This is a genomic window from Labedaea rhizosphaerae (genome assembly GCF_004362825.1).
Taxonomy (GTDB): Bacteria; Actinomycetota; Actinomycetes; order Mycobacteriales; family Pseudonocardiaceae; genus Labedaea; species Labedaea rhizosphaerae.
In genome coordinates, this window is record NZ_SNXZ01000001.1 from 1476933 (window position 1) to 1493703 (window position 16771).

A 16771-nucleotide genomic window follows, 5' to 3' on the forward strand; every position below is an offset into this window, starting at 1 on the left:
CCGCAATCGGCGGGTGAACCGCTGGTGAACCTCAGACGCAGGAAACGTCCGCGGCGTTCACCGTGGTCAGGTTGCTCGGCACGGTGGAGGTGGGCGGCGCCTGCGTGGAGCTGCCGCTGCTCTTCCCGTTCTTCACCGTGCCGTCGTACTCGGGGCCGATGACCAGCACGACCGCGCCGGCCATCGACTCGTCGGCCTCCAGCCGCGCGCCGGGCACCGTGGCCGCGAGCGCCTTGGCGGCGTCGGCGTGGTCGGGCCCGTAGCGGACGACCGTGTGGTCCACCTTGTCCGGCGCGTTGTCCACCCGGACGATCTGGTAGCCCAGTTCGTGCAACTTGTCCGAGGTGGTGCCGGCGATCCCGCCGGTGGTGTTGCCGCCGTTGAGGACCTGGATCTTCACGGTGTGCGGGTCGACGGGCTTCGGCTTGGGCTGGTTCGGTGCCGGGGTCGCGGGCTTCTCGCCGGGCAGCGGGGTGTCGTTGATGATCGCGTCGAACAGCGCGCGGGTGTCGGCCTCACGCAACACCTCGTTGCCGCGCTCGTTCGCCTCGCCGACCGTCGGGACGGTGATGAACAGCACGCCGCCCGCGGACAGGCGCTGCAGCGACTGGCCGAGGGTCATCAGCTGGTCGGAGTCGACGTTGTCGGTGAACGTCGACCCGGCGAACGCGTTCACGAACCCGGACAGCTTGCCCGGGTCGAGCAGGACCTGACCCGACATCGCCTTGCGCAGCAACGAGGACAGGAAGCGCTGCTGGCGGATGATCCGGCCGTAGTCCGAGGTCGGGTCGCCGATCACGTGCCGGGCGCGGACGAAGTTGAGCGCCTCGTCGCCGGTGAGGTTCACGGCCTTGCCGGCCTGCGGGACGATCGTGCCGAGCACGGTGTCCTTCAGCGGGTGCTCGACGCAGACCTCGACGCCCTGCACGGCATCGACCATGCCCTTGAAGCCCTGGAAGTCGATGCCGATGAAGTGGTTGATGTTCAGGCCGGAGATCTTCTGGACGGTCTTGGTCACGCACTTCGGGCCGCCCACGGCGTAGACCGAGTTCAGCTTGACCTCGGTGGCCCCGGGCACGTCGGCGCTGTACTTGCCGGTCTTGGAGTCCCAGCGCTGGCAGACCGGCCGCGTGACCTCGAGGTCACGTGGGAAGGAGATGACCTCGACGCGGGTGCGGTCCTTCGGCACGTGCGCGATCATGATCGTGTCCGACCGGGCGCCCTGGACCTCGGCGGAGTCGCCGACGTGCTCGTCGGCGGTCGCACCGGCCCGGGTGTCCGACCCGACGAGCAGGAAGTTCTCGTCGTCGGCCTGCGCGGCGGCGTTCTTCACGTCCTGCGAGTTCTGGTCGAGCGCGCTGACCTCGTTGAACTTGTTGTCGAACCACTGCTTGGCGCCCCAGGCCAGCGCGGTGACGACGAAGATCAGGATCGCCAGGACCAGGGCGACGATCTTCAAGGTCAGCGCGATGAGGTGCCGGCGCCGGCCCTTCTTCTGTTCCAGGAGCGACTGCGGGTCGCTCTCCGGGTCCTCGTCCGCCTCGGCGGCCTGCGGCTGATCGAGGGGCCGGGCCGACAGGTGGGTCAGCTCGGCTTCCATCTCCTCGTCGGGCTGACCCCACGGGAGCAGCCGCTTGGCCTTGCGTTTTCGCTCCTCCTCGGCCATCTGGTCGTGGACGGCGGAGAACCGGGCGAGGGTGTGGTCGACCTTGCGCCGCTTCTGCACGGACTCGTCGATGGGCTCCATCTCGGTGGTGAGGCCCAAGATGTCCTGCGGGTCGGCCCCCGGCTTGGGGCCGGGCTTCGCGGGCGCCTGCTCCTGCGGGCTGCGCGGGGGCGGCAGCGGCACGAACCGCGGCAGGCTGGGGTGCTGCGGGCGCGCCGACGGCGGCGTTCCGGGTGGCGGAACGGGCAGGAGCGCCGACTCCTGGCCGGGCTGGCGGCGCGGCTCCTGGTCGAGCCGGTCGGTGCCCGGGCGGTCGGTGCCGGGGCGGTCATTGCCAGGACGGTCATTGGTGGCGCCGGGTGGCGGCACCGGCGGGAACTGCCCGCTCGGCTGGGTGCGCCGGCGTGGCGGCGGCGCGCTCGGGCCGGCCGGGGTGCGACGACCGGTGGGCCCCACGGGGCCGCCCGCGTCGGGGCGGCCGTTGACGCCGGTCGTGCCGCCGGTGCGCGGCCGGGCGCCGGTGTGCCCGTTCGCCGCGCGGCCAGCGGGCGGGGCGGGCGGTTGAACTGGCGGTTGGGCTGGCGGCTGGGCTGGCGGCTGGTTGCCGGCGTAGCCGTTTGCCCTACTGGTACCGGTGGTGTGCCCGTTCGCACCGTTGGTCGGTGCGGCGTGGCCGTTGGCGGGAGCGGCGTGGCCGTTGGCCGGTGGGCGGCCGTTCGGCGCGGGCGCCCGGCGCGACGTGGTCCCCGGACTCTGGACCGGGTTCTCCGTCGGGGGCGGTACCGGCTTCATCGACGAGTGCGAAGTCACGGCGCGACGGCGGCCGGTCGGCGGGTTCGTGGCGGCGGGCGGCTCGGGTGCGCGCCTGCGACCGCCGGACTGCGGCGGGTCGGGCAGGGCGCGGCGGCCGGTGCGCTGACCGGGTTCGCTGCCGGGCAGCGGCAGGTCGGGCCGGGACCCGGTGTGGCGTTGCACGAGGTCGGAGACGCTCACGCCGCCGGAGGTCTCCATGGACCGGCGTCGACGTCCTTGCGGGCGTTCCGGCTCGTCGGTTCGCCTCGGCTGATCGGCCTGGTGACCGCCTCGTCGACCGGACCCTTGTGGGCCGTACTCGTCGGGCACCCGGCCTCCTTTCGAGGTGTGTTCGCCTGCCGTGTCCTGCTGGTGGACGTGCGCTACCGCCACTGGGTTACCGAATGCTTCTCGGCGACTGTAGTGGCTGTCCGCAACGTCGCAGCGCCCGCGATACTACGGACGGCTGGCTCTGACGGCGATACCGATCCGAGATTTAATCACTATCAGTACGAAACTTTGGGCATTGGTCTAACCCAATTGGCGCAATGCCGGCTCTATGGTGTCCGAATCCGGTCAGTGGGTGAGCACGCGCGGCTCGGCCACCGCACGCCGACCGGCGGCGGCGCCGGCGAGCTTCGCCTGGCCGTCGGCGTGGTAGGCGACGGCGTTGCGGCCCGACTGCTTTGCCGTGTACAGCAAGCCATCGGCCCGCTTGAGCTGCCGTTCCGCGGCGCCGCTCGGCCCGCCGGGCGGCTCGTGCGAGAGGCCGATGCTCACGGTCACGCGCAGCCCGAGGACGATCTTGGACCACGGGTGACGCTCGACACGCGCGCGAGCGGACTCGGCCACGGCGACGGCGGTCGGCCCGTCGATGCCGGGCAGCACCAGGACGAACTCCTCACCGCCGTAGCGGGCGCAGAAGGCGCCTTCGGGCAGCCCGTCCTGCAGCAGTTCGACGACCCGCTGCAGCACCCGGTCGCCGACCAGGTGCCCGAAGGTGTCGTTGACCTGCTTGAACCAGTCGAGGTCGACCAGCGCGATGGCGAGGTCGGTGCGGGTGGTGTCGGCGTCGCCGAGCAGGGTGACCAGCCGCTGGTCCAGGTATCGGCGGTTGTAGCTGGCGGTGAGGCTGTCGCGGATGCTCTGTTCGTGCGCTTCGGCGTGTTCCTTGCGGAGCCGGTCGACCTCGCGGCGGAACTGCTCGGGGATCTGCGGCGGGTCGTTCTGCCCGGCCGTGGCCAGGTCGAGCGCGGAACGCAGGTGCTGGTACGCCTGGCGGTACTGGCCGCGGGAGGCGAGCAGGGCGGCGATCGACTCGTGCAGGTGGATCAGGCTGGCGTTGTCCGGCCCGGCTTCCTCGGCGTCGTCGAAGGCGGCGGTGTCGCGCAGCGACATCGGTACCGTCGCATCGCGGGTGTGCGGCCACGTGCGGCCGTCACGCGCGGGTTCGGATCCGGTCACCCCTGGCCCGACGATGGTCACCGCGTCACCTCCTTCGTATGTCTTTCGTCCGGAAGGACGGCGTGCTTGAGGCATGGGGACGCCCAGAGAGTGGATTTCCCTCGACTGGTGGACGCGCAACTGCTCCAACCCAGTGAATGCGACTCAGTGCTACCGGACAGGTGCCAACAGCGGGTCACCGACAGGTCCCGGACCGCTGTCGCTCGACCGGTAGGACCGTCAACCGGTGGGACAGGGCGCGAAGCCGTATACCTTGCCGTCGAGCAGCACGAGGCGCTCGAGGCCGATCTGCTCGCCGAGCGCGGCGCCGTTGCGCAGCACGCTCACCGACACCGCCACCACGTAGACGTCGCCACGCGGCTTGCTCCCGCCCTGCGGCCGCCACTTGGCGTCCCGCCGCAGCGTCGACATGGCCGGTTCCTCGCGCAGGGTCAGGTCGCCGAGGTCGCACAGGTCGCCGGTGAAGTCCGGGTGCTGGGTCTCCCGCAGGAACTCCCGTTGCGGGCCCGGCCCCTTGCTGCCGGCCACGTTCAGGTTGCCGAAGTACTGGCTGATCTGCCCGGACGGGCCGGTGACCGTCGGGGTGGGCGCGGCCTTCGGGGTGCCCGCGACGGTCGTCGTGCACGCCGCCGAGCACAGGGCGGCCGCCACGACCAGGAGCAGTTTGCGCATCTCAGCCACACCCAACCTCAGCCACACACCCAACCTCAACCACCGGAGTGCCACATCTCCGCGCCGGCCGGCACGGCGGCGTCCTCCGGGTCGTCGAGCCAGCCCTCGGGCAGCACGACCTTGGCCGGCGATCCCTGCCGCCCGCGCGGGCCCTCGGCCCCGGGCGGGTACGGCGCGTCGTGGTCGAGTTCCTCGGTCAGCGCCGCGACCTCGTCCAGCGTGCGCACCATGGCGAACCGCTGGCGCAGCTCGGAGCCGACCGGGAAGCCCCGCAGGTACCAGGCCATGTGCTTGCGCAGGTCACGCACGCCCTTGTCCTGGCCGAGGTGGTCGACGAGCAACGCGGCGTGGCGGCGCAGCACGTCCGCGACCACGCCGAGGTTCGGCCCCTCGGGGATGGGCTGCCCGGTGAACGCGGCGTGCAGCTCGCGGAACAGCCACGGCCGGCCGAGGCAGCCGCGGCCGACGACCACGCCGTCGCAGCCGGTCTTCTCGACCATGTCCAGCGCGTCCTGCGCGCTGAAGATGTCGCCGTTGCCCAGCACCGGAATGGTCTGGACCGCTTCCTTGAGCCGGGCGATGGCCGTCCAGTCGGCGGCGCCGGAGTAGCGCTGCGCCGCGGTCCGCGCGTGCAGGGCGACGGCCATGGCGCCTTCGGCCTCGGCGATGCGGCCCGCGTCGATGAAGGTCTGGTGGTCGTCGTCGATGCCGATGCGGAACTTGACGGTGACCGGGATGCCCGCGGGCGCGGCCGTGCGCACCGCCGTGCCGACGATGTCGGCGAAGAGCTTGCGCTTGTACGGCAACGCCGCGCCGCCGCCCTTGCGCGTGACCTTGGGGACCGGGCAGCCGAAGTTCATGTCGATGTGGTCGGCGAGGTCCTCGTCGACGATCATCTGCACGGCCTTGCCCATGGTCAGCGGGTCGACGCCGTAGAGCTGCAGGGAGCGCGGCGACTCGTCCGGGCCGAACGTGATCATGTGCATGGTCGCGGGATCGCGTTCGACCAGGGCGCGCGTCGTGATCATCTCGCAGACGTAGAGCGAGGTCGCGCTGCCGTATTCGCGGCACAACGTCCGGAAGGCGACGTTGGTGATCCCGGCCATGGGCGCGAGCACCACCGCCGGGTCGACCGTGAACGGTCCGATCCGAAGCGCGGGAGGTGTGGCCATGCCGCCAGGCTAGCCAATGATTCACGGTCGTCGATTCCCTACCGCACATTGCTGCCAACGGTGGGGAACCCACACGGCCGCCGTCGAGTCTGTGTGCCGTGCGCGTGCAAGCGAACAGGTGAGGACGAGAAGATGACCGAAGGCTTTGCGTTCACCGGTAACCCGGCGGACACCAAGCGCAAGCTGGACATGATGGTGCTGGACGCACAGCAGCGGATGGTGCAGTTCGCCGCCGTGCGCAAGCAGATCGAGTCCGCGACCGTCACCGCGGAGGTGGGCGCGGCCCGCGCCACCGTGCGCACCACCGGCGGGTTGGCCGGTCTGGTCCTCTCCGAGCAGGCACGCGGGATGAGCCCGTCGCAGATCGCGAACGAGGTGATGGCCGCGGTGCAACGCGCCCAGGCCGGCATCCAGGGCAAGGTGCGGGAGATCGTCAGCGAGAACGACGCCGTGGACGACTCCGCGGGCCGGGCCGTCGTGAACAGCTTCGCCGGCCGCTACCCCCAGCCACCGGAGCGGGACGCGGGCGAACCGGTGGAGGACATGCGCATCGGCCGGCAAGACGACTGGCACTGACTCGAGGGATCAACGCAAAGGGGACGCCATGGGCGACTTTTTCGAGGTGGACACCGGACAACTCCGGTCGCACGCCGAACACGTGAACGGGGTGGCCGGGCAGGCGGACACCGCGCTGGACGCGGGGCACCAGATCACGCCGGGCGGTTTCGACATCGCCTACGGACTGATCTGCCAGTTCTTCCCGCCGATGTTGCAGCCGGTGGAGCAGCGGGCGACCGACGCGCTGCAGACCACTTCGGACAAGCTGCACAACGCCGTCGACAACCTCGACGACACCGCGCAGTCGTACGACACGCTCGACCGCAACGTCACCGAGTTGATCGAGAACATCCTGGAAGAGCTGAACAGGATCACGATCATCGACACGCCTGCCACCCCGTGCTGAGTGAGGAATCCGATGGCTAACCCCTTGGTGGACGAGAAGGCCCTGCCGGACCCCGGTCAGTACGGCCCCGACCTCGACGAGATCCAGAACGGCGACTACAGCTCGCTGAGCCCGGTCACCTCCGGCGGCGACTGGCTCAAGGGCACCGGCCCGTGGGCCGACGCCAAGGAGCTGGGCGAGAACCTGCGCAACGGCACGGTGATCGAGAAGCTGACCAGCCTGGCCACGGTCGAGCTCGACCTGCTCGGCACGGTCATGGACCCGATCGGCACCGCGCTGAGCATGCTGGTCGGCTGGATGATCGAGCACCTGAAGCCGCTCAGGGCCGCTTTGGACGGTCTCGCGGGCAACCCGGACATGATCGAGGGCCGCTCGACGACGTGGGACAACATCAACAACGCCATGCAGGCGGCGGCGAAGGACCTCGAGTCGTCGATCAAGCCGGGCACGTCGTCCTGGAACGGCGACGCGGCCGAGAACTACCGCGGTTCGTCCACCGTGCTCGCGCACAGCATGGGCGCGGTCGGTGACCTCAGCAGCGGCATGGGGGCGCTGGTGAAGATCACCGGCGTCGCCGTGGCCGCGGTCCGGGACACGGTGCGAGAGCTGATCTCGACCCTGGTGGCCGAGCTGATCGAGGACGCCATCGAAGAGGCGGCGTCGCTTGGCCTGGCCACCCCGCTGGTCGTCGAGCAGGCGCTCGGCTCGATCTTCCGCTGCAGCACCAAGGTGGCGAAGACGATCAAGGAACTGCTCGAGGCCATCGCCGAGGCGGGCGAGATCGTCTCGAAGCTCGTTGGGCTGTTCTCGAACATCTACAAGATCCTCAAGGAGCTGCCGGAGGCCACCAAGGTCAACACCCCAGTACCTGCCTGAACAGCCTCTGCCCGCCTGATCAGCAGAGGCAGAACTCGTTGCCCTCCGGGTCGGCCATCACGATGTGGTGCCCTTGGTCGACCCGGAGGACCGACGCGCCGGCGCCGGTGAGCCGCTCGGCCTCGGCCGTGACGTGCGCCCAGCTGCCGCCGACCTTGAGGTCCACGTGCAACCGGTTCTTGGCGGTCTTCGGCTCGGGGACGTCGAGCAGGCTCAGCCGCGGCCCGACGCCGTCGGGGTCGATCAACCAGGCGCCGTCGCCGTCGTCGTCCGGCAGGTCGAACGACGCGACCCACTCCTGCCGCGTCTTGAACGGCGCGGGCGGCGGCTCGTCGACGTACCCGAGCGCGAACTTCCAGAACTCGGCGAGTTCGCTCGCGTGCGTGGTGTCCAGGGTCAACGAGATCCGTGGTGCCATGTCGTGGAAGCTAGCGGTCACCACCGACGAAAACAGCTGTGTGGCCTCGCTACACTGCGCAGTAAGGGGCGTTAGCTCAATTGGTAGAGCTGCGGACTTTTAATCCGTAGGTTCTGGGTTCGAGCCCCAGGCGCCCTACTTCCTCTGACCAGCGACAACGTCCGGTTGAAGATCACGTCGGTTGATCAATGACTGCGGCCATGACTGCGAGTGGCGTTACGCTCGCAGTCATGGCCCGGCGTGACGACATGCAGCAGATCCGGAAGCGAGGCAATTCCTACCAGGTCAGCGTCTACGCAGGTCTCGACCCGCTCACTGGCAAACGCAACTACCTCACCGGGTCCGCTACAACATCGGCAGCGGCAAGGGGTCGTCAGTTCGGGAGGTCGTGGCGGCCGTCGAGCGAGTCGTGGGCCGTTCCGTGCCGATCATCCACCGCGAGGCCGCCGCCGACCCGCAGGTCTTGCTGGCTGACCCTCGGCGGGCGCTCGCCGAGCTCGGCTGGGAGCCGCGCCGGTCCTCGCTCGACTCCATCGTGGAGCACGCGTGGAGGTCGAAGTGACAGTCAGGCCCGACACCCGCGCGGAGTGGTGGACGACCGCCGAGGTCGCCGAGTACTTGGGCGTGCGGCCAGCAACTGTCAGCGCGTACCGCAACCGCGACCAAATGCCAGAACCCGACAACAAGCTCGGCCGCGCACAGCTGTGGCGGCCCAGCACCATCATCGGTTGGGCCAAGAACCGGCCGGGCCGCGGTAACTGGGGCTGACCCGTCAGAACTCGTTTCAACCGGCTTGTCTGTCGGACTAGCACAATACAAACTTCCGCTTCTCGATAAACGCCAAGCACACCGATCCCGGGTGAGGTTCATGCGGTCCCGCGCAGCATCTGCAGGAGCAGGTTCAGCACGAACACGGGGGAGCCTTCTTCACCGCCTTCGTACCGGCCGGGCCCAGCGAACGCGTCGACATAAGTGACGCGGTCCCATCCCTGTCGGGATCCCGACTGTTGAAGCATGATCGGCCACCATGCGTTCAAGTACCGCCTGTACAAGCGGTGCTTGGCGGCCGTCGCTGGCTCTAGCGGCCACAGCACGCCCATCGCAGCCCCCTCGCGCCCAAGGTCAACACCAACAGTGCGGCGCGATGAGGCAGAGTGTCATCCCCCATACGAGTGCAAGCGCTCGCGAATTCGAGGTCTGTAACGGATTTGCTGTGTTGCCGACCTATTCGCCGTGGATCGGGTTCGCAAACTGTTCTCAGAACTAGTGCCTTGGGCAGGCATGTTGCTGTTCGGCGCCCTGTGGGTGCTGGGGGTCTTTGCGGCTCTATTCGTTGCGGTCCTGGTCTTCCGATTCTTCGGCCTACTGCTCAACGACGGGAACGTGACGCCCAGCGACAGGCCGCAGTGTTTCCGGTGCTGATCACCACCACAGGTAGCCATGATCCTGCGGATCTCTGATCCCGGCGTACTCAACACCGCGAGAGCGGCGAGGAGCCGCTCGCGAACTTAGCCTGGTACCCACCGGCCGCGTCTCCACCCGAGGGCGTCAAGGCCGCGTCCAAGGTGCACGCAACGCTCGATGGTGAGCAAGCTCGGAAGGTGCACCGTCATGGCCGGACTGTGGACCACCGGGCACAGTGAGAACTTCGTATCAGTTTGGTAACGCGCAGCGTGCCGCGGCGTGTCGCGACGCGCGACCCGTACTCCGCTCCGCTCCGCGACAGCGGCCCGAAGGGTACAGCGGAGCGTAGTACGGGTCCCAAGGGAAAACCGTTTCGCCGCAGGTCAGCGCGTTATAGCCCTGACTGCTACACCTGTCGATCAGCGCAAAAGCCGATGGTGATCAACTAAAAGATCCCCATAGGTCGGCGATGTGGGCCGGCCTGACGCCTTCCGTCGACTTCTAGGACCTGTCCGATCACTGTGTGTGAGAGCGTGGCGCAAGTCCGTGGTTGATGCGCTATAAGGCCTGCGTTATAGTCGTGGGTGTGGGGCCATGGGAGATCGAGCTGCACGACAGTGTCAACACATGGTTCTTGAAGTTGACGGAGGAGGACTCTGAGACTGCCGACTTGGTTGAGGAGGCGATCGAGATGCTTGCGGAAACCGGTCCAACGCTGGGTCGCCCTCTCGTAGACAAGATCAAGGGGTCCACCTATCACAACATGAAGGAACTCCGGCCGGCCTCAGCTGGCGGCTCTGAAGTTCGGATCTTGTTCATCTTTGACCCTCGGCGACAGGCGATCCTGTTGGCAGCGGGTGACAAGGCCGGTGATTGGAAGGGTTGGTACAAGCGGAACATTCCCCTAGCGGATGAGCGTTATGGCGAACATCTGGCGAACATCGATGGTGACGAGAGGGAGGGCTGAGCCATGACCCGTTCATGGAGGGATGTCAAGGCCGAGAAGGCACGGCGTGACGAGGCCAATGGGCGAGACATACACGCGGCTCGCGACGAGGCCCGCACTCGGACTCAGGCATACGTGCTCGGGTTTCGGCTCGCCCAGCTTCGTCAGGAGCTCAAGCTCTCTCAGGGGGAGGTCGCGAAGCGTATGGGTATTAGCCAACCTCGTGTCAGCCAACTTGAGAGCGGCGAAGTTGGGCAGATGGAAGTCGATACCCTAAGTCGATATGTATTGGCCTTAGGGGGTCGCCTCAAGTTGGTGGCTGACTTTGTCGATCACGATGTCAACGTCTCAACGAGCGAGGTGGATCGCACAGCCATCGAGCAGGCCGAGCTCGTCTCCTCGTAGTCTCTTGTAGGGCGAGGTGCGCTGACGTCAGGGTGATCTGGGCTGCCTCTCTGCCGTGGTCCGGCAGCACTGCGTCGATGGGCTGGATGGGCGCGGTATCGCGCTTCACTTCTTGGCGGTAACCCGGTAGAGGCGTAACGCGGAGCGATCACTCCGCGACTGGTGTGACGCACGCTGAAGTAGCTCTCACCCGTCAGGAGCAGCTCATGGTTGGTGTCCGGAACAAGCAGGGTCGGATGGACGAACACAAGTCGGCCACCGACTTCTACGTCCGCGATGGCCTCCTATACGTGACCAGGCCGAATGGCGACGACCAGGTGGACGTGGCCGTGTACGCCCCAGACGCCTGGCAAGCGGCCGTGATTGGTGCTGGGGACGACATTCAGTAGCTCGGGCGCGCCCAGTTTGGCATCACACTCGCCTGCGACGAAGGCCCCGGTCCGACATGGACGCCGGGCCTTCGGACACCGATCAGGGGTCGTTCTTGCGTGTGTCGCCCTTGGTTTCACGCTCAATCGCTTGTTCGAGCTCGTTGAAGGCGGCGGCGAGTTCCCGTTGCACGGCGATCTGGTTGCCGAGGCGTATCGAGGGCAAGTTCTGAGCATCCTCGTCCTCAGGGACGGCCCGGTCTAGGCCAAGGTCGTAGCCCAGGATTATGGCTCCGATCTTGTTGAACTTGCGCTGGACATCGTCAGAGGCGAACTGGGTGCAGCGCGCGCCCAGCCGAACCCGATCTGTCGGAGACATCCGGGTGTCGACCTTCGGCGTAAGCCGGTATCTATCACTTAGCTCGCCCAAGAACCACGACTTCTCGGCGTGTGCCTCGGACAGCAGATCGATGTAAAGCTGAGAGCGCTGCCCGCGCCGCCAGCGGTCCTCCTCGAGACGCCTGGTGAAGTTGAAGGTGATCTGGGGAACGGTGATCGACACGACGCCGGCGATGATCGCGGAGCTGATCGCCGGCAGGATTGCAGTCCACACGTCGGGGCTATCGCGGTCCGCTCGGGCGCTGTTGCTTGTTCACGCGAAGTAGCCCACCGAGCGGCCATTCTGGGCGTGGCCATGATCAACGCGGCATCGGATCACGGACCGAGGTCCCCAATCCGAGACTCGGCAGCGAACGATCAGGGGCCAAGCAACGGTGTTTAGCTAGCGGCTCGTGACGGCGGCGATGACTGCGAAACCTAGCGAGACAGAGCCGCAACAGGCAGACAATCCACGGTAGTAGTCATGCTGACCTGGCGAAACCATTCTAAGCACCACCTAGCTACGCACTTTTAATCCGTAGGTTCTGGGTTCGAGCCCCAGGCGCCCTACTCGGCCTTAGGCACCGCCTGTTCGGCGCGCACGCCTTCCCCCCGGCGGTCTTCGTTGTTCTTTGTGGGGCCGAGCCTCACACCCCGGCCGGGGGCGTGCCCCGGACCCCCATCAGTTCGGGCTGCGGAGGTGCGGCGCCTCTAGTTGTTTGTCGCTGTCTTTCTCTGGGGTGGTGGTCAGCAGCAGGACGAAGGCGGTCAGGAACAGCACGAAGCCCACCGTGTGGCCTAGTTCCCAGCGCACGCGCAGCGACGTCCAGTCGACGGGCACCGTGACCTGGTCGCTCGACGAGATCGGCAGCCGCTGGTTCACCGGGTAGATCACCGCGAGGAACGACGCGAGGGCGGCCACCTGCAACCCGGCCGCCCACCACGTCGGCGCCCGCCGGACCCGGAACGCCAGCACCACGCCCACGATGACCGCCAACACGTACACGACCGCGCCCAACGTGCCGAACCACGTGTACAGCGACTCCTGCAGCCGCACCCACAGCTGCCCCGAATAGCCCTGCTTCGCCGGCCATTCCAGGGCGTGCGCGAACTCCAGGCCCATCGTGAGCGCGGTCAACAGCACCGCGGCGAACCACAAACCCCGACGCATACCCAAATGTTATTGCGCCCACGGCAGGGGGCGCGACTCGCCGTTCGCGGTGACCGTCGCGTCCGCCCGCATGCAGACGACCGCCTCGACCGGGCCGGTCGGTGCGCTGATCCGGCGGGAAACCCCGGCCGGCAACACAAGTGACTGACCTTCACCGACCACAGTGGACTCTTCGCCCACGGCCACGGTCACGGTCAGCGAGCCGGACACCGGCAACCACACCTGTTCCCGGTCGATCACGTGCTCCGGGCCGCTGGCGCCCTCGGCCATCACGACCTTCCAAGCCGACAGCTCCTCGCTGCCCAGGCTCGGGGCCGCGAACGTCGTCATGGTCGCGTTCGGGGTGGTGATCACCGTGAAGTCCTTGATGACTGGCACTGCATCCTCCTGAGTCAAGTAGCTTTACTCGCAGCACTGAGTAAACCTACTTGACTCACATGTGTCAAGATGTCGGCATGCTGGACGACCTCGAGCTCGTCTTCCTGCTCGGCCACGGCTACAACGCGCTGCTCGGCGAGTTCGTGCGGCGGCTCGACGCGGCCGGGTACGGCGACCTGCGTCCCGCGCACGGCTTCGTCTTCCAGGCGCTCTGGGGTCCGGGCAAGACCGCGAGCGAACTCGCCGAGCACCTCGGCGTCACCAAGCAGGCCGCCGGGCAGCTGGTCGACGAGCTCGAACGCCGCGGCTACGTCAAGCGCGTCGCCCACCCGGCGGGTGGGCGGCGCCGGCTCGTCGTGCTGACCGAGGCCGCTGAGCGGCACCTGCGGGTCGCGGGCGAGACGCTGCACCAGTTGGAGCGCGAACTCGCGGAGGCGATCCCGCTCGGGGAACTGCGCGAAGGCCTGGTCACGCTGGTGCGGACGCTCAGCGGTGATCACTTGCCGCCACTTCGCCCGATTTGGTGAATGTTGCGTACAAGTGGCTCTCGAGTGGAATACCACCTGTGCAAGCGAACGTTGAAAACACAAGGCAGCCGTCGCCCGCCGAAGGGTAAGGGCCGGTCATGAGCGCCGCCTTCACAAGCCGCGCAGGGTTCGACTCCCTCGGTTGCCACCACGCTCAATCGTTTGATTGAGTAGGCGGATGGTCCCCGCATCAGAGGTTCTGGCCGAACTCGCCGAGCGTCACCTCGCCGACGAGCCAGGCGGTGGGAAACCGGGCGTTGCCAACACCTTCGACTCCGGGCTCGCGTCCGTCGAGCGCGTCGCGGTCGCCGCCTACGAGAGCTACCTGCACGTCAACGGGCTCTACCCCACCTCCTTCCCCAGCATCTCCGGCCTGGAGCACGACCTCGTCGCGATGGTCGGCGCGCGCCTGAACGCCCCGGCGGGCGCGGCCGGGAGCTGGACCAGCGGCGGCACCGAGAGCTGCCTGCTCGCCGCCAAGGCCGCCCGCGACGCGCACCCCGAGATCGACGCGCCACAGATCGTCTTCGCCCGCACGGCGCACGCGGCCTGGATCAAAGCGGCGAAGTACTTCGGCCTCGAGGCCGTGGTCACCGACGTCGACCACGAGAGCTTGCAGGTCGATCCGCAAGCGTTCGCCGACGCCATCACCGAGCGGACCGTGCTGGTCGTCGTCTCCGCGCCCTCCTACGGCCACGGCGTGCTCGACCCGGTGGAAGCGGTCGCGGCCATCTGCGTCGAGCGCGGCGTCCGGTTGCACGTCGACGCGTGCATCGGCGGCTGGGTGCTGCCCTACGCCGAGCAGCTCGGCTATCCCGTGCGGCCGTGGGACTTCCGCGTCCCCGGCGTCTCGTCGATCTCCGTCGACCTGCACAAGTACGGCTACGCGCCCAAGGGCTGCTCGATCCTGCTCTACCGCGACGCGCAGTTGCGTCGGCCGCAGTACTTCGTGACCTCGCGCTGGACCGGCTATCCCGTGGTCAACTCCACCATGCAGAGCTCCAAGGCCGGCGGCCTGCTCGCCGCCGCCTGGGCGGTCATGCGCCACCTCGGCGACGACGGCTACCTCGACCTCGTGCGCGCCACCATGGCCGCGACCACCGAACTGGTCGAGGGCGTGCACGCCATCGAAGGCTTACGGGTGCTCGGCACCCCGGCCGCGAGCCTGGTCGCGATCACCACCGACGGGCCCGACTTCTTCGCGTTCCTCGACGAACTCGAAGCCCGTGGCTGGCCGATCCAGCCGCAGCTCTCCCAGCCCGGCGTGCCCGCCGCGATCCACCTGACGCTCACCGCGACCCACGGCAAGTACGTGTCGGAGTTGCTGGCGGCGCTGGCCGAATCCAGTGCGGCGGCCCGCAACCGGGAGCCGCTGCCGACCCCCGAACAGCGCGCCAAGGTCAACGGACTGGCCGAGGACGCCTCGCCGGACCAGCTGTTCGGGCTGGTCGGCGAGGCGCTCGCGGAGGCAGGCGGCCGGATGGCGCCGATCCACGCCCTGCTCGACTCGCTGCCACCGACGCTTCAGGAATCGGCGTTGCTGGCGTTCTTCGAGGGTCTCAACCCGCCGCTGTAGGAACGGTCAGCACCGACGGATCACCGGCAGGCGAACCGAACGTGACCGTGCCGCCGAGCTTGCTGGTGCTGGTGTAGCGGAGGTCCATCGAATCGACGACCAACGTCAGGTGGTGGCCCTTCGGCACGGTCCACACCGTGGGCTCCAGCCGCAGATCGAGCGACTGGCTCCCGCTGGCGTGCAACGTGATCGGCTTGTGCGTGATGAGCCCGCCGTTGCCGAGCGCGTCGACGTCGTAGAGGTACGCGACCAGCGTCGTGTCCGCTTTGGACGGTGTGACGGTGGCGTGCAGCCGGGCCGCGCCGGCGAGCGTCGCGGCTTGGCCGTACGCCGACGACGACCAGACCCCGGCGGCGTTCTTGTCGACGAGGACGGTGTTCACCAGCGGCGGGACGCCGAAGTAGCCCTGGAAGAGCCCGGTCAGCAGGATCGGGCCGCTGTCGGCGATCGTCGGCACGCCGGTCAGCTCGGTGCGCTTCCAACCGGTCGACTGGCCGCCGAGCTTGCCGAAGCCGGTCAGGTCGGGCTTGGACAGGTAGAGGTTGTGGCCGGTGCCCACCGACTGCCAGTCCGGGTAGGACCGCCAGTCCCGGGTCGTCTTGTCCTGCAAGCGAACCGGCTGTTCGCCGTCGACGCCGTTGGCGGCGCCCAACAGGTAGTGGTCCATCCAGCGGGCGGTGGTGTCCCACGACTCGTTGGTGATGCCGGTGAGGCCGGGGATCTCGGCGGTGCCGTGGTCGCCGGGCTGCAGCAGCAGGCGCTTGGGCGTGGTGAGCCGCTGGAAGAAGTCGGTGATCTGGCTCGGCGGGAAGAGCGAGTCGTCCCACTGGTTGGCGATCATGACGGCCGGGTGGTTGGCGTTGATCCGGTCGACCTTCGTGGCCGCGGAGCGCGCCGGGCCGAGCGGCTTGATCGCGTCGATGTCGCCGGCCAGGAAGTCGATCTGCGCCTTGACCATCTCGGGGCTCGGCTTGCTGGTCACGTCGCCGATCAGCAACAACGCGGCCGCGGCTTGCACGGCGACGGTGTCGTTCGGGTCGAGCGAGCCGATCAGGTCGGTCCACGCGCTCATCGCCGAGACGGCCTTGATCCGCGGGTCGTCGGCCGCCGCGAGCAGCCCGACGCCCGCGCCGTAAGAGATACCGACGACACCGACCCGGTTCAGGTCGGCGTGGTGGTTGCCGGCCCAGTCGATCACCGCGCTGACGTCGCCGACCGTGGCCGGGCCCGCGATGTCGTTCTGGCCGCCGGAGTCGTAGAAGCCGCGGCTGGAGTAGCTGATCACCTCGTAGCCGTGCTCGGTGGCCAGCCTGCCCGCCGCGCCGACGTACTCGAGGTTCGGCGTGCCCCAGCTCGAGGGCATGACGAGCAGCGGGAACGGTCCGTTGCCGCGACCGGTCGGGGTCAGCACGAACGCCTTGAGGGGGTCGCCGCCGTAGCCGGGGATCGTCTGGTAGGAGATGTCGTAACCGGTGTCCGCCGTCGCGGCGGGGACGACCCCACCGACGAGCATCGTGGAAACCGCGGCCGTCACCAAGATCAGTCTGCGCATGCCCGCCCCGCCGGTGCTTGTGTGATTGTGGTTACTGAACGG

20 protein-coding genes and 1 tRNA gene are annotated in these 16771 nt (G+C 68.2%); 11 read left to right on the forward strand and 10 right to left on the reverse strand.

The features are described 5' to 3' along the window. Positions 1-31: 31 nt before the first annotated feature. The 4 genes from EV186_RS06975 to dusB form a co-directional block, all read right to left on the reverse strand. Complete coding sequence (locus tag EV186_RS06975) at positions 32-2677, reverse strand: LCP family protein (protein WP_166659043.1); 2646 nt, start codon at positions 2675-2677, stop codon at positions 32-34. Between the two features lie 357 nt (positions 2678-3034). After that, positions 3035-3943 carry a GGDEF domain-containing protein gene (locus EV186_RS06980; protein WP_424982149.1) on the reverse strand — a complete coding sequence of 303 codons (909 nt, stop codon included), beginning with the start codon at positions 3941-3943 and terminating at the stop codon, positions 3035-3037. A gap of 198 nt (positions 3944-4141) precedes the next feature. Continuing rightward, entirely contained in the window at positions 4142-4594 is a 453-nt protein-coding gene (locus EV186_RS06985) for a hypothetical protein (RefSeq protein ID WP_133848200.1), read from the reverse strand. Positions 4595-4629: 35 nt separating this feature from the next. After that, positions 4630-5766, reverse strand: a complete 1137-nt coding sequence (gene dusB / locus EV186_RS06990; protein ID WP_133848201.1) for a tRNA dihydrouridine synthase DusB — start codon at positions 5764-5766, stop codon at positions 4630-4632. Positions 5767-5898: 132 nt separating this feature from the next. On the opposite strand from dusB, the gene EV186_RS06995 reads away from it, so the two are divergent. From EV186_RS06995 to EV186_RS07005, 3 genes are read left to right on the forward strand one after another with little or no spacing between them, the layout of a single operon-like run. Next, a complete protein-coding gene (locus EV186_RS06995; protein WP_133848202.1) occupies positions 5899-6342 on the forward strand; it encodes a hypothetical protein in 444 nt (147 codons plus the stop codon). Between the two features lie 28 nt (positions 6343-6370). Then, the gene (locus tag EV186_RS07000; RefSeq protein WP_133848203.1) at positions 6371-6730 is read left to right on the forward strand and encodes a type VII secretion target; all 360 of its coding nucleotides are present in this window, start codon (positions 6371-6373) and stop codon (positions 6728-6730) included. Positions 6731-6742: 12 nt separating this feature from the next. Continuing rightward, positions 6743-7606 carry a WXG100 family type VII secretion target gene (locus tag EV186_RS07005; protein ID WP_133848204.1) on the forward strand — a complete coding sequence of 288 codons (864 nt, stop codon included), beginning with the start codon at positions 6743-6745 and terminating at the stop codon, positions 7604-7606. Between the two features lie 19 nt (positions 7607-7625). Here the strand turns inward: EV186_RS07005 and EV186_RS07010 are convergent, their stop codons facing one another. Further along, a complete protein-coding gene (locus EV186_RS07010; RefSeq protein ID WP_133848205.1) occupies positions 7626-8024 on the reverse strand; it encodes a VOC family protein in 399 nt (132 codons plus the stop codon). Between the two features lie 65 nt (positions 8025-8089). Here EV186_RS07010 and EV186_RS07015 point away from each other — a divergent pair. From EV186_RS07015 to EV186_RS07020, 3 genes are all read left to right on the forward strand, one after another. Then, positions 8090-8162 (forward strand) — tRNA-Lys (locus EV186_RS07015). A gap of 271 nt (positions 8163-8433) precedes the next feature. After that, positions 8434-8586: a hypothetical protein gene (locus EV186_RS38765; protein ID WP_166659044.1), complete on the forward strand. Its 153-nt coding sequence runs from the start codon at positions 8434-8436 to the stop codon at positions 8584-8586. Next, positions 8571-8792: a helix-turn-helix transcriptional regulator gene (locus EV186_RS07020; RefSeq protein WP_208115490.1), complete on the forward strand. Its 222-nt coding sequence runs from the start codon at positions 8571-8573 to the stop codon at positions 8790-8792. Before EV186_RS38765 ends, EV186_RS07020 begins: the two co-directional genes overlap by 16 nt. A gap of 98 nt (positions 8793-8890) precedes the next feature. Here EV186_RS07020 and tcmP read toward each other — a convergent pair whose 3' ends face one another. Then, positions 8891-9124: a three-Cys-motif partner protein TcmP gene (gene tcmP / locus EV186_RS40755; RefSeq protein WP_133848206.1), complete on the reverse strand. Its 234-nt coding sequence runs from the start codon at positions 9122-9124 to the stop codon at positions 8891-8893. Positions 9125-10014: 890 nt separating this feature from the next. Here tcmP and EV186_RS07030 point away from each other — a divergent pair. The 3 genes from EV186_RS07030 to EV186_RS38770 all read left to right on the forward strand — a co-directional run bounded on the left by EV186_RS07030 (position 10015) and on the right by EV186_RS38770 (position 11168). After that, complete coding sequence (locus tag EV186_RS07030) at positions 10015-10395, forward strand: type II toxin-antitoxin system RelE/ParE family toxin (protein WP_243753853.1); 381 nt, start codon at positions 10015-10017, stop codon at positions 10393-10395. 3 nt (positions 10396-10398) lie between these two features. Further along, positions 10399-10779 (forward strand): XRE family transcriptional regulator, encoded by a 381-nt coding sequence (locus EV186_RS07035; protein ID WP_133848208.1) that lies wholly within the window; start codon positions 10399-10401, stop codon positions 10777-10779. Positions 10780-11015: 236 nt separating this feature from the next. Then, a complete protein-coding gene (locus EV186_RS38770; protein WP_166659045.1) occupies positions 11016-11168 on the forward strand; it encodes a hypothetical protein in 153 nt (50 codons plus the stop codon). A gap of 82 nt (positions 11169-11250) precedes the next feature. Here the strand turns inward: EV186_RS38770 and EV186_RS07040 are convergent, their stop codons facing one another. From EV186_RS07040 to EV186_RS07050, 3 genes are all read right to left on the reverse strand, one after another. Then, positions 11251-11760, reverse strand: coding sequence for a hypothetical protein (locus EV186_RS07040; protein WP_133848209.1), 510 nt, complete (start codon positions 11758-11760; stop codon positions 11251-11253). 447 nt (positions 11761-12207) lie between these two features. Then, entirely contained in the window at positions 12208-12696 is a 489-nt protein-coding gene (locus EV186_RS07045) for a DUF1772 domain-containing protein (protein WP_133848210.1), read from the reverse strand. A gap of 9 nt (positions 12697-12705) precedes the next feature. Beyond that, positions 12706-13074, reverse strand: coding sequence for a cupin domain-containing protein (locus tag EV186_RS07050; protein ID WP_208115491.1), 369 nt, complete (start codon positions 13072-13074; stop codon positions 12706-12708). Positions 13075-13151: 77 nt separating this feature from the next. Here EV186_RS07050 and EV186_RS07055 point away from each other — a divergent pair, with 77 nt between their 5' ends. After that, entirely contained in the window at positions 13152-13601 is a 450-nt protein-coding gene (locus tag EV186_RS07055) for a MarR family winged helix-turn-helix transcriptional regulator (RefSeq protein WP_208115492.1), read from the forward strand. A gap of 178 nt (positions 13602-13779) precedes the next feature. Then, positions 13780-15177 (forward strand): pyridoxal phosphate-dependent decarboxylase family protein, encoded by a 1398-nt coding sequence (locus tag EV186_RS07060; protein ID WP_133848212.1) that lies wholly within the window; start codon positions 13780-13782, stop codon positions 15175-15177. Here EV186_RS07060 and EV186_RS07065 read toward each other — a convergent pair. After that, the gene (locus EV186_RS07065) at positions 15161-16729 is read right to left on the reverse strand and encodes an alpha/beta fold hydrolase (RefSeq protein WP_133848213.1); all 1569 of its coding nucleotides are present in this window, start codon (positions 16727-16729) and stop codon (positions 15161-15163) included. The genes EV186_RS07060 and EV186_RS07065 overlap by 17 nt on opposite strands. Positions 16730-16771 lie beyond the last annotated feature (42 nt).

Excerpts from the sequence above, each read along its gene's own strand:
- EV186_RS06975 (WP_166659043.1), bottom strand. The coding sequence starts at position 2,677 with ATGGAGACCTCCGGCGGCGTGAGCGTCTCCGACCTCGTGCAACGCCAC.
- EV186_RS06985 (WP_133848200.1), bottom strand. The coding sequence starts at position 4,594 with ATGCGCAAACTGCTCCTGGTCGTGGCGGCCGCCCTGTGCTCGGCGGCG.
- dusB (WP_133848201.1), bottom strand. The coding sequence starts at position 5,766 with ATGGCCACACCTCCCGCGCTTCGGATCGGACCGTTCACGGTCGACCCG.
- EV186_RS06995 (WP_133848202.1), top strand. The coding sequence starts at position 5,899 with ATGACCGAAGGCTTTGCGTTCACCGGTAACCCGGCGGACACCAAGCGC.
- EV186_RS07000 (WP_133848203.1), top strand. The coding sequence starts at position 6,371 with ATGGGCGACTTTTTCGAGGTGGACACCGGACAACTCCGGTCGCACGCC.
- EV186_RS07005 (WP_133848204.1), top strand. The coding sequence starts at position 6,743 with ATGGCTAACCCCTTGGTGGACGAGAAGGCCCTGCCGGACCCCGGTCAG.
- EV186_RS07010 (WP_133848205.1), bottom strand. The coding sequence starts at position 8,024 with ATGGCACCACGGATCTCGTTGACCCTGGACACCACGCACGCGAGCGAA.
- tcmP (WP_133848206.1), bottom strand. The coding sequence starts at position 9,124 with ATGGGCGTGCTGTGGCCGCTAGAGCCAGCGACGGCCGCCAAGCACCGC.
- EV186_RS07035 (WP_133848208.1), top strand. The coding sequence starts at position 10,399 with ATGACCCGTTCATGGAGGGATGTCAAGGCCGAGAAGGCACGGCGTGAC.
- EV186_RS38770 (WP_166659045.1), top strand. The coding sequence starts at position 11,016 with ATGGACGAACACAAGTCGGCCACCGACTTCTACGTCCGCGATGGCCTC.
- EV186_RS07045 (WP_133848210.1), bottom strand. The coding sequence starts at position 12,696 with ATGCGTCGGGGTTTGTGGTTCGCCGCGGTGCTGTTGACCGCGCTCACG.
- EV186_RS07055 (WP_208115492.1), top strand. The coding sequence starts at position 13,152 with ATGCTGGACGACCTCGAGCTCGTCTTCCTGCTCGGCCACGGCTACAAC.
- EV186_RS07060 (WP_133848212.1), top strand. The coding sequence starts at position 13,780 with ATGGTCCCCGCATCAGAGGTTCTGGCCGAACTCGCCGAGCGTCACCTC.
- EV186_RS07065 (WP_133848213.1), bottom strand. The coding sequence starts at position 16,729 with ATGCGCAGACTGATCTTGGTGACGGCCGCGGTTTCCACGATGCTCGTC.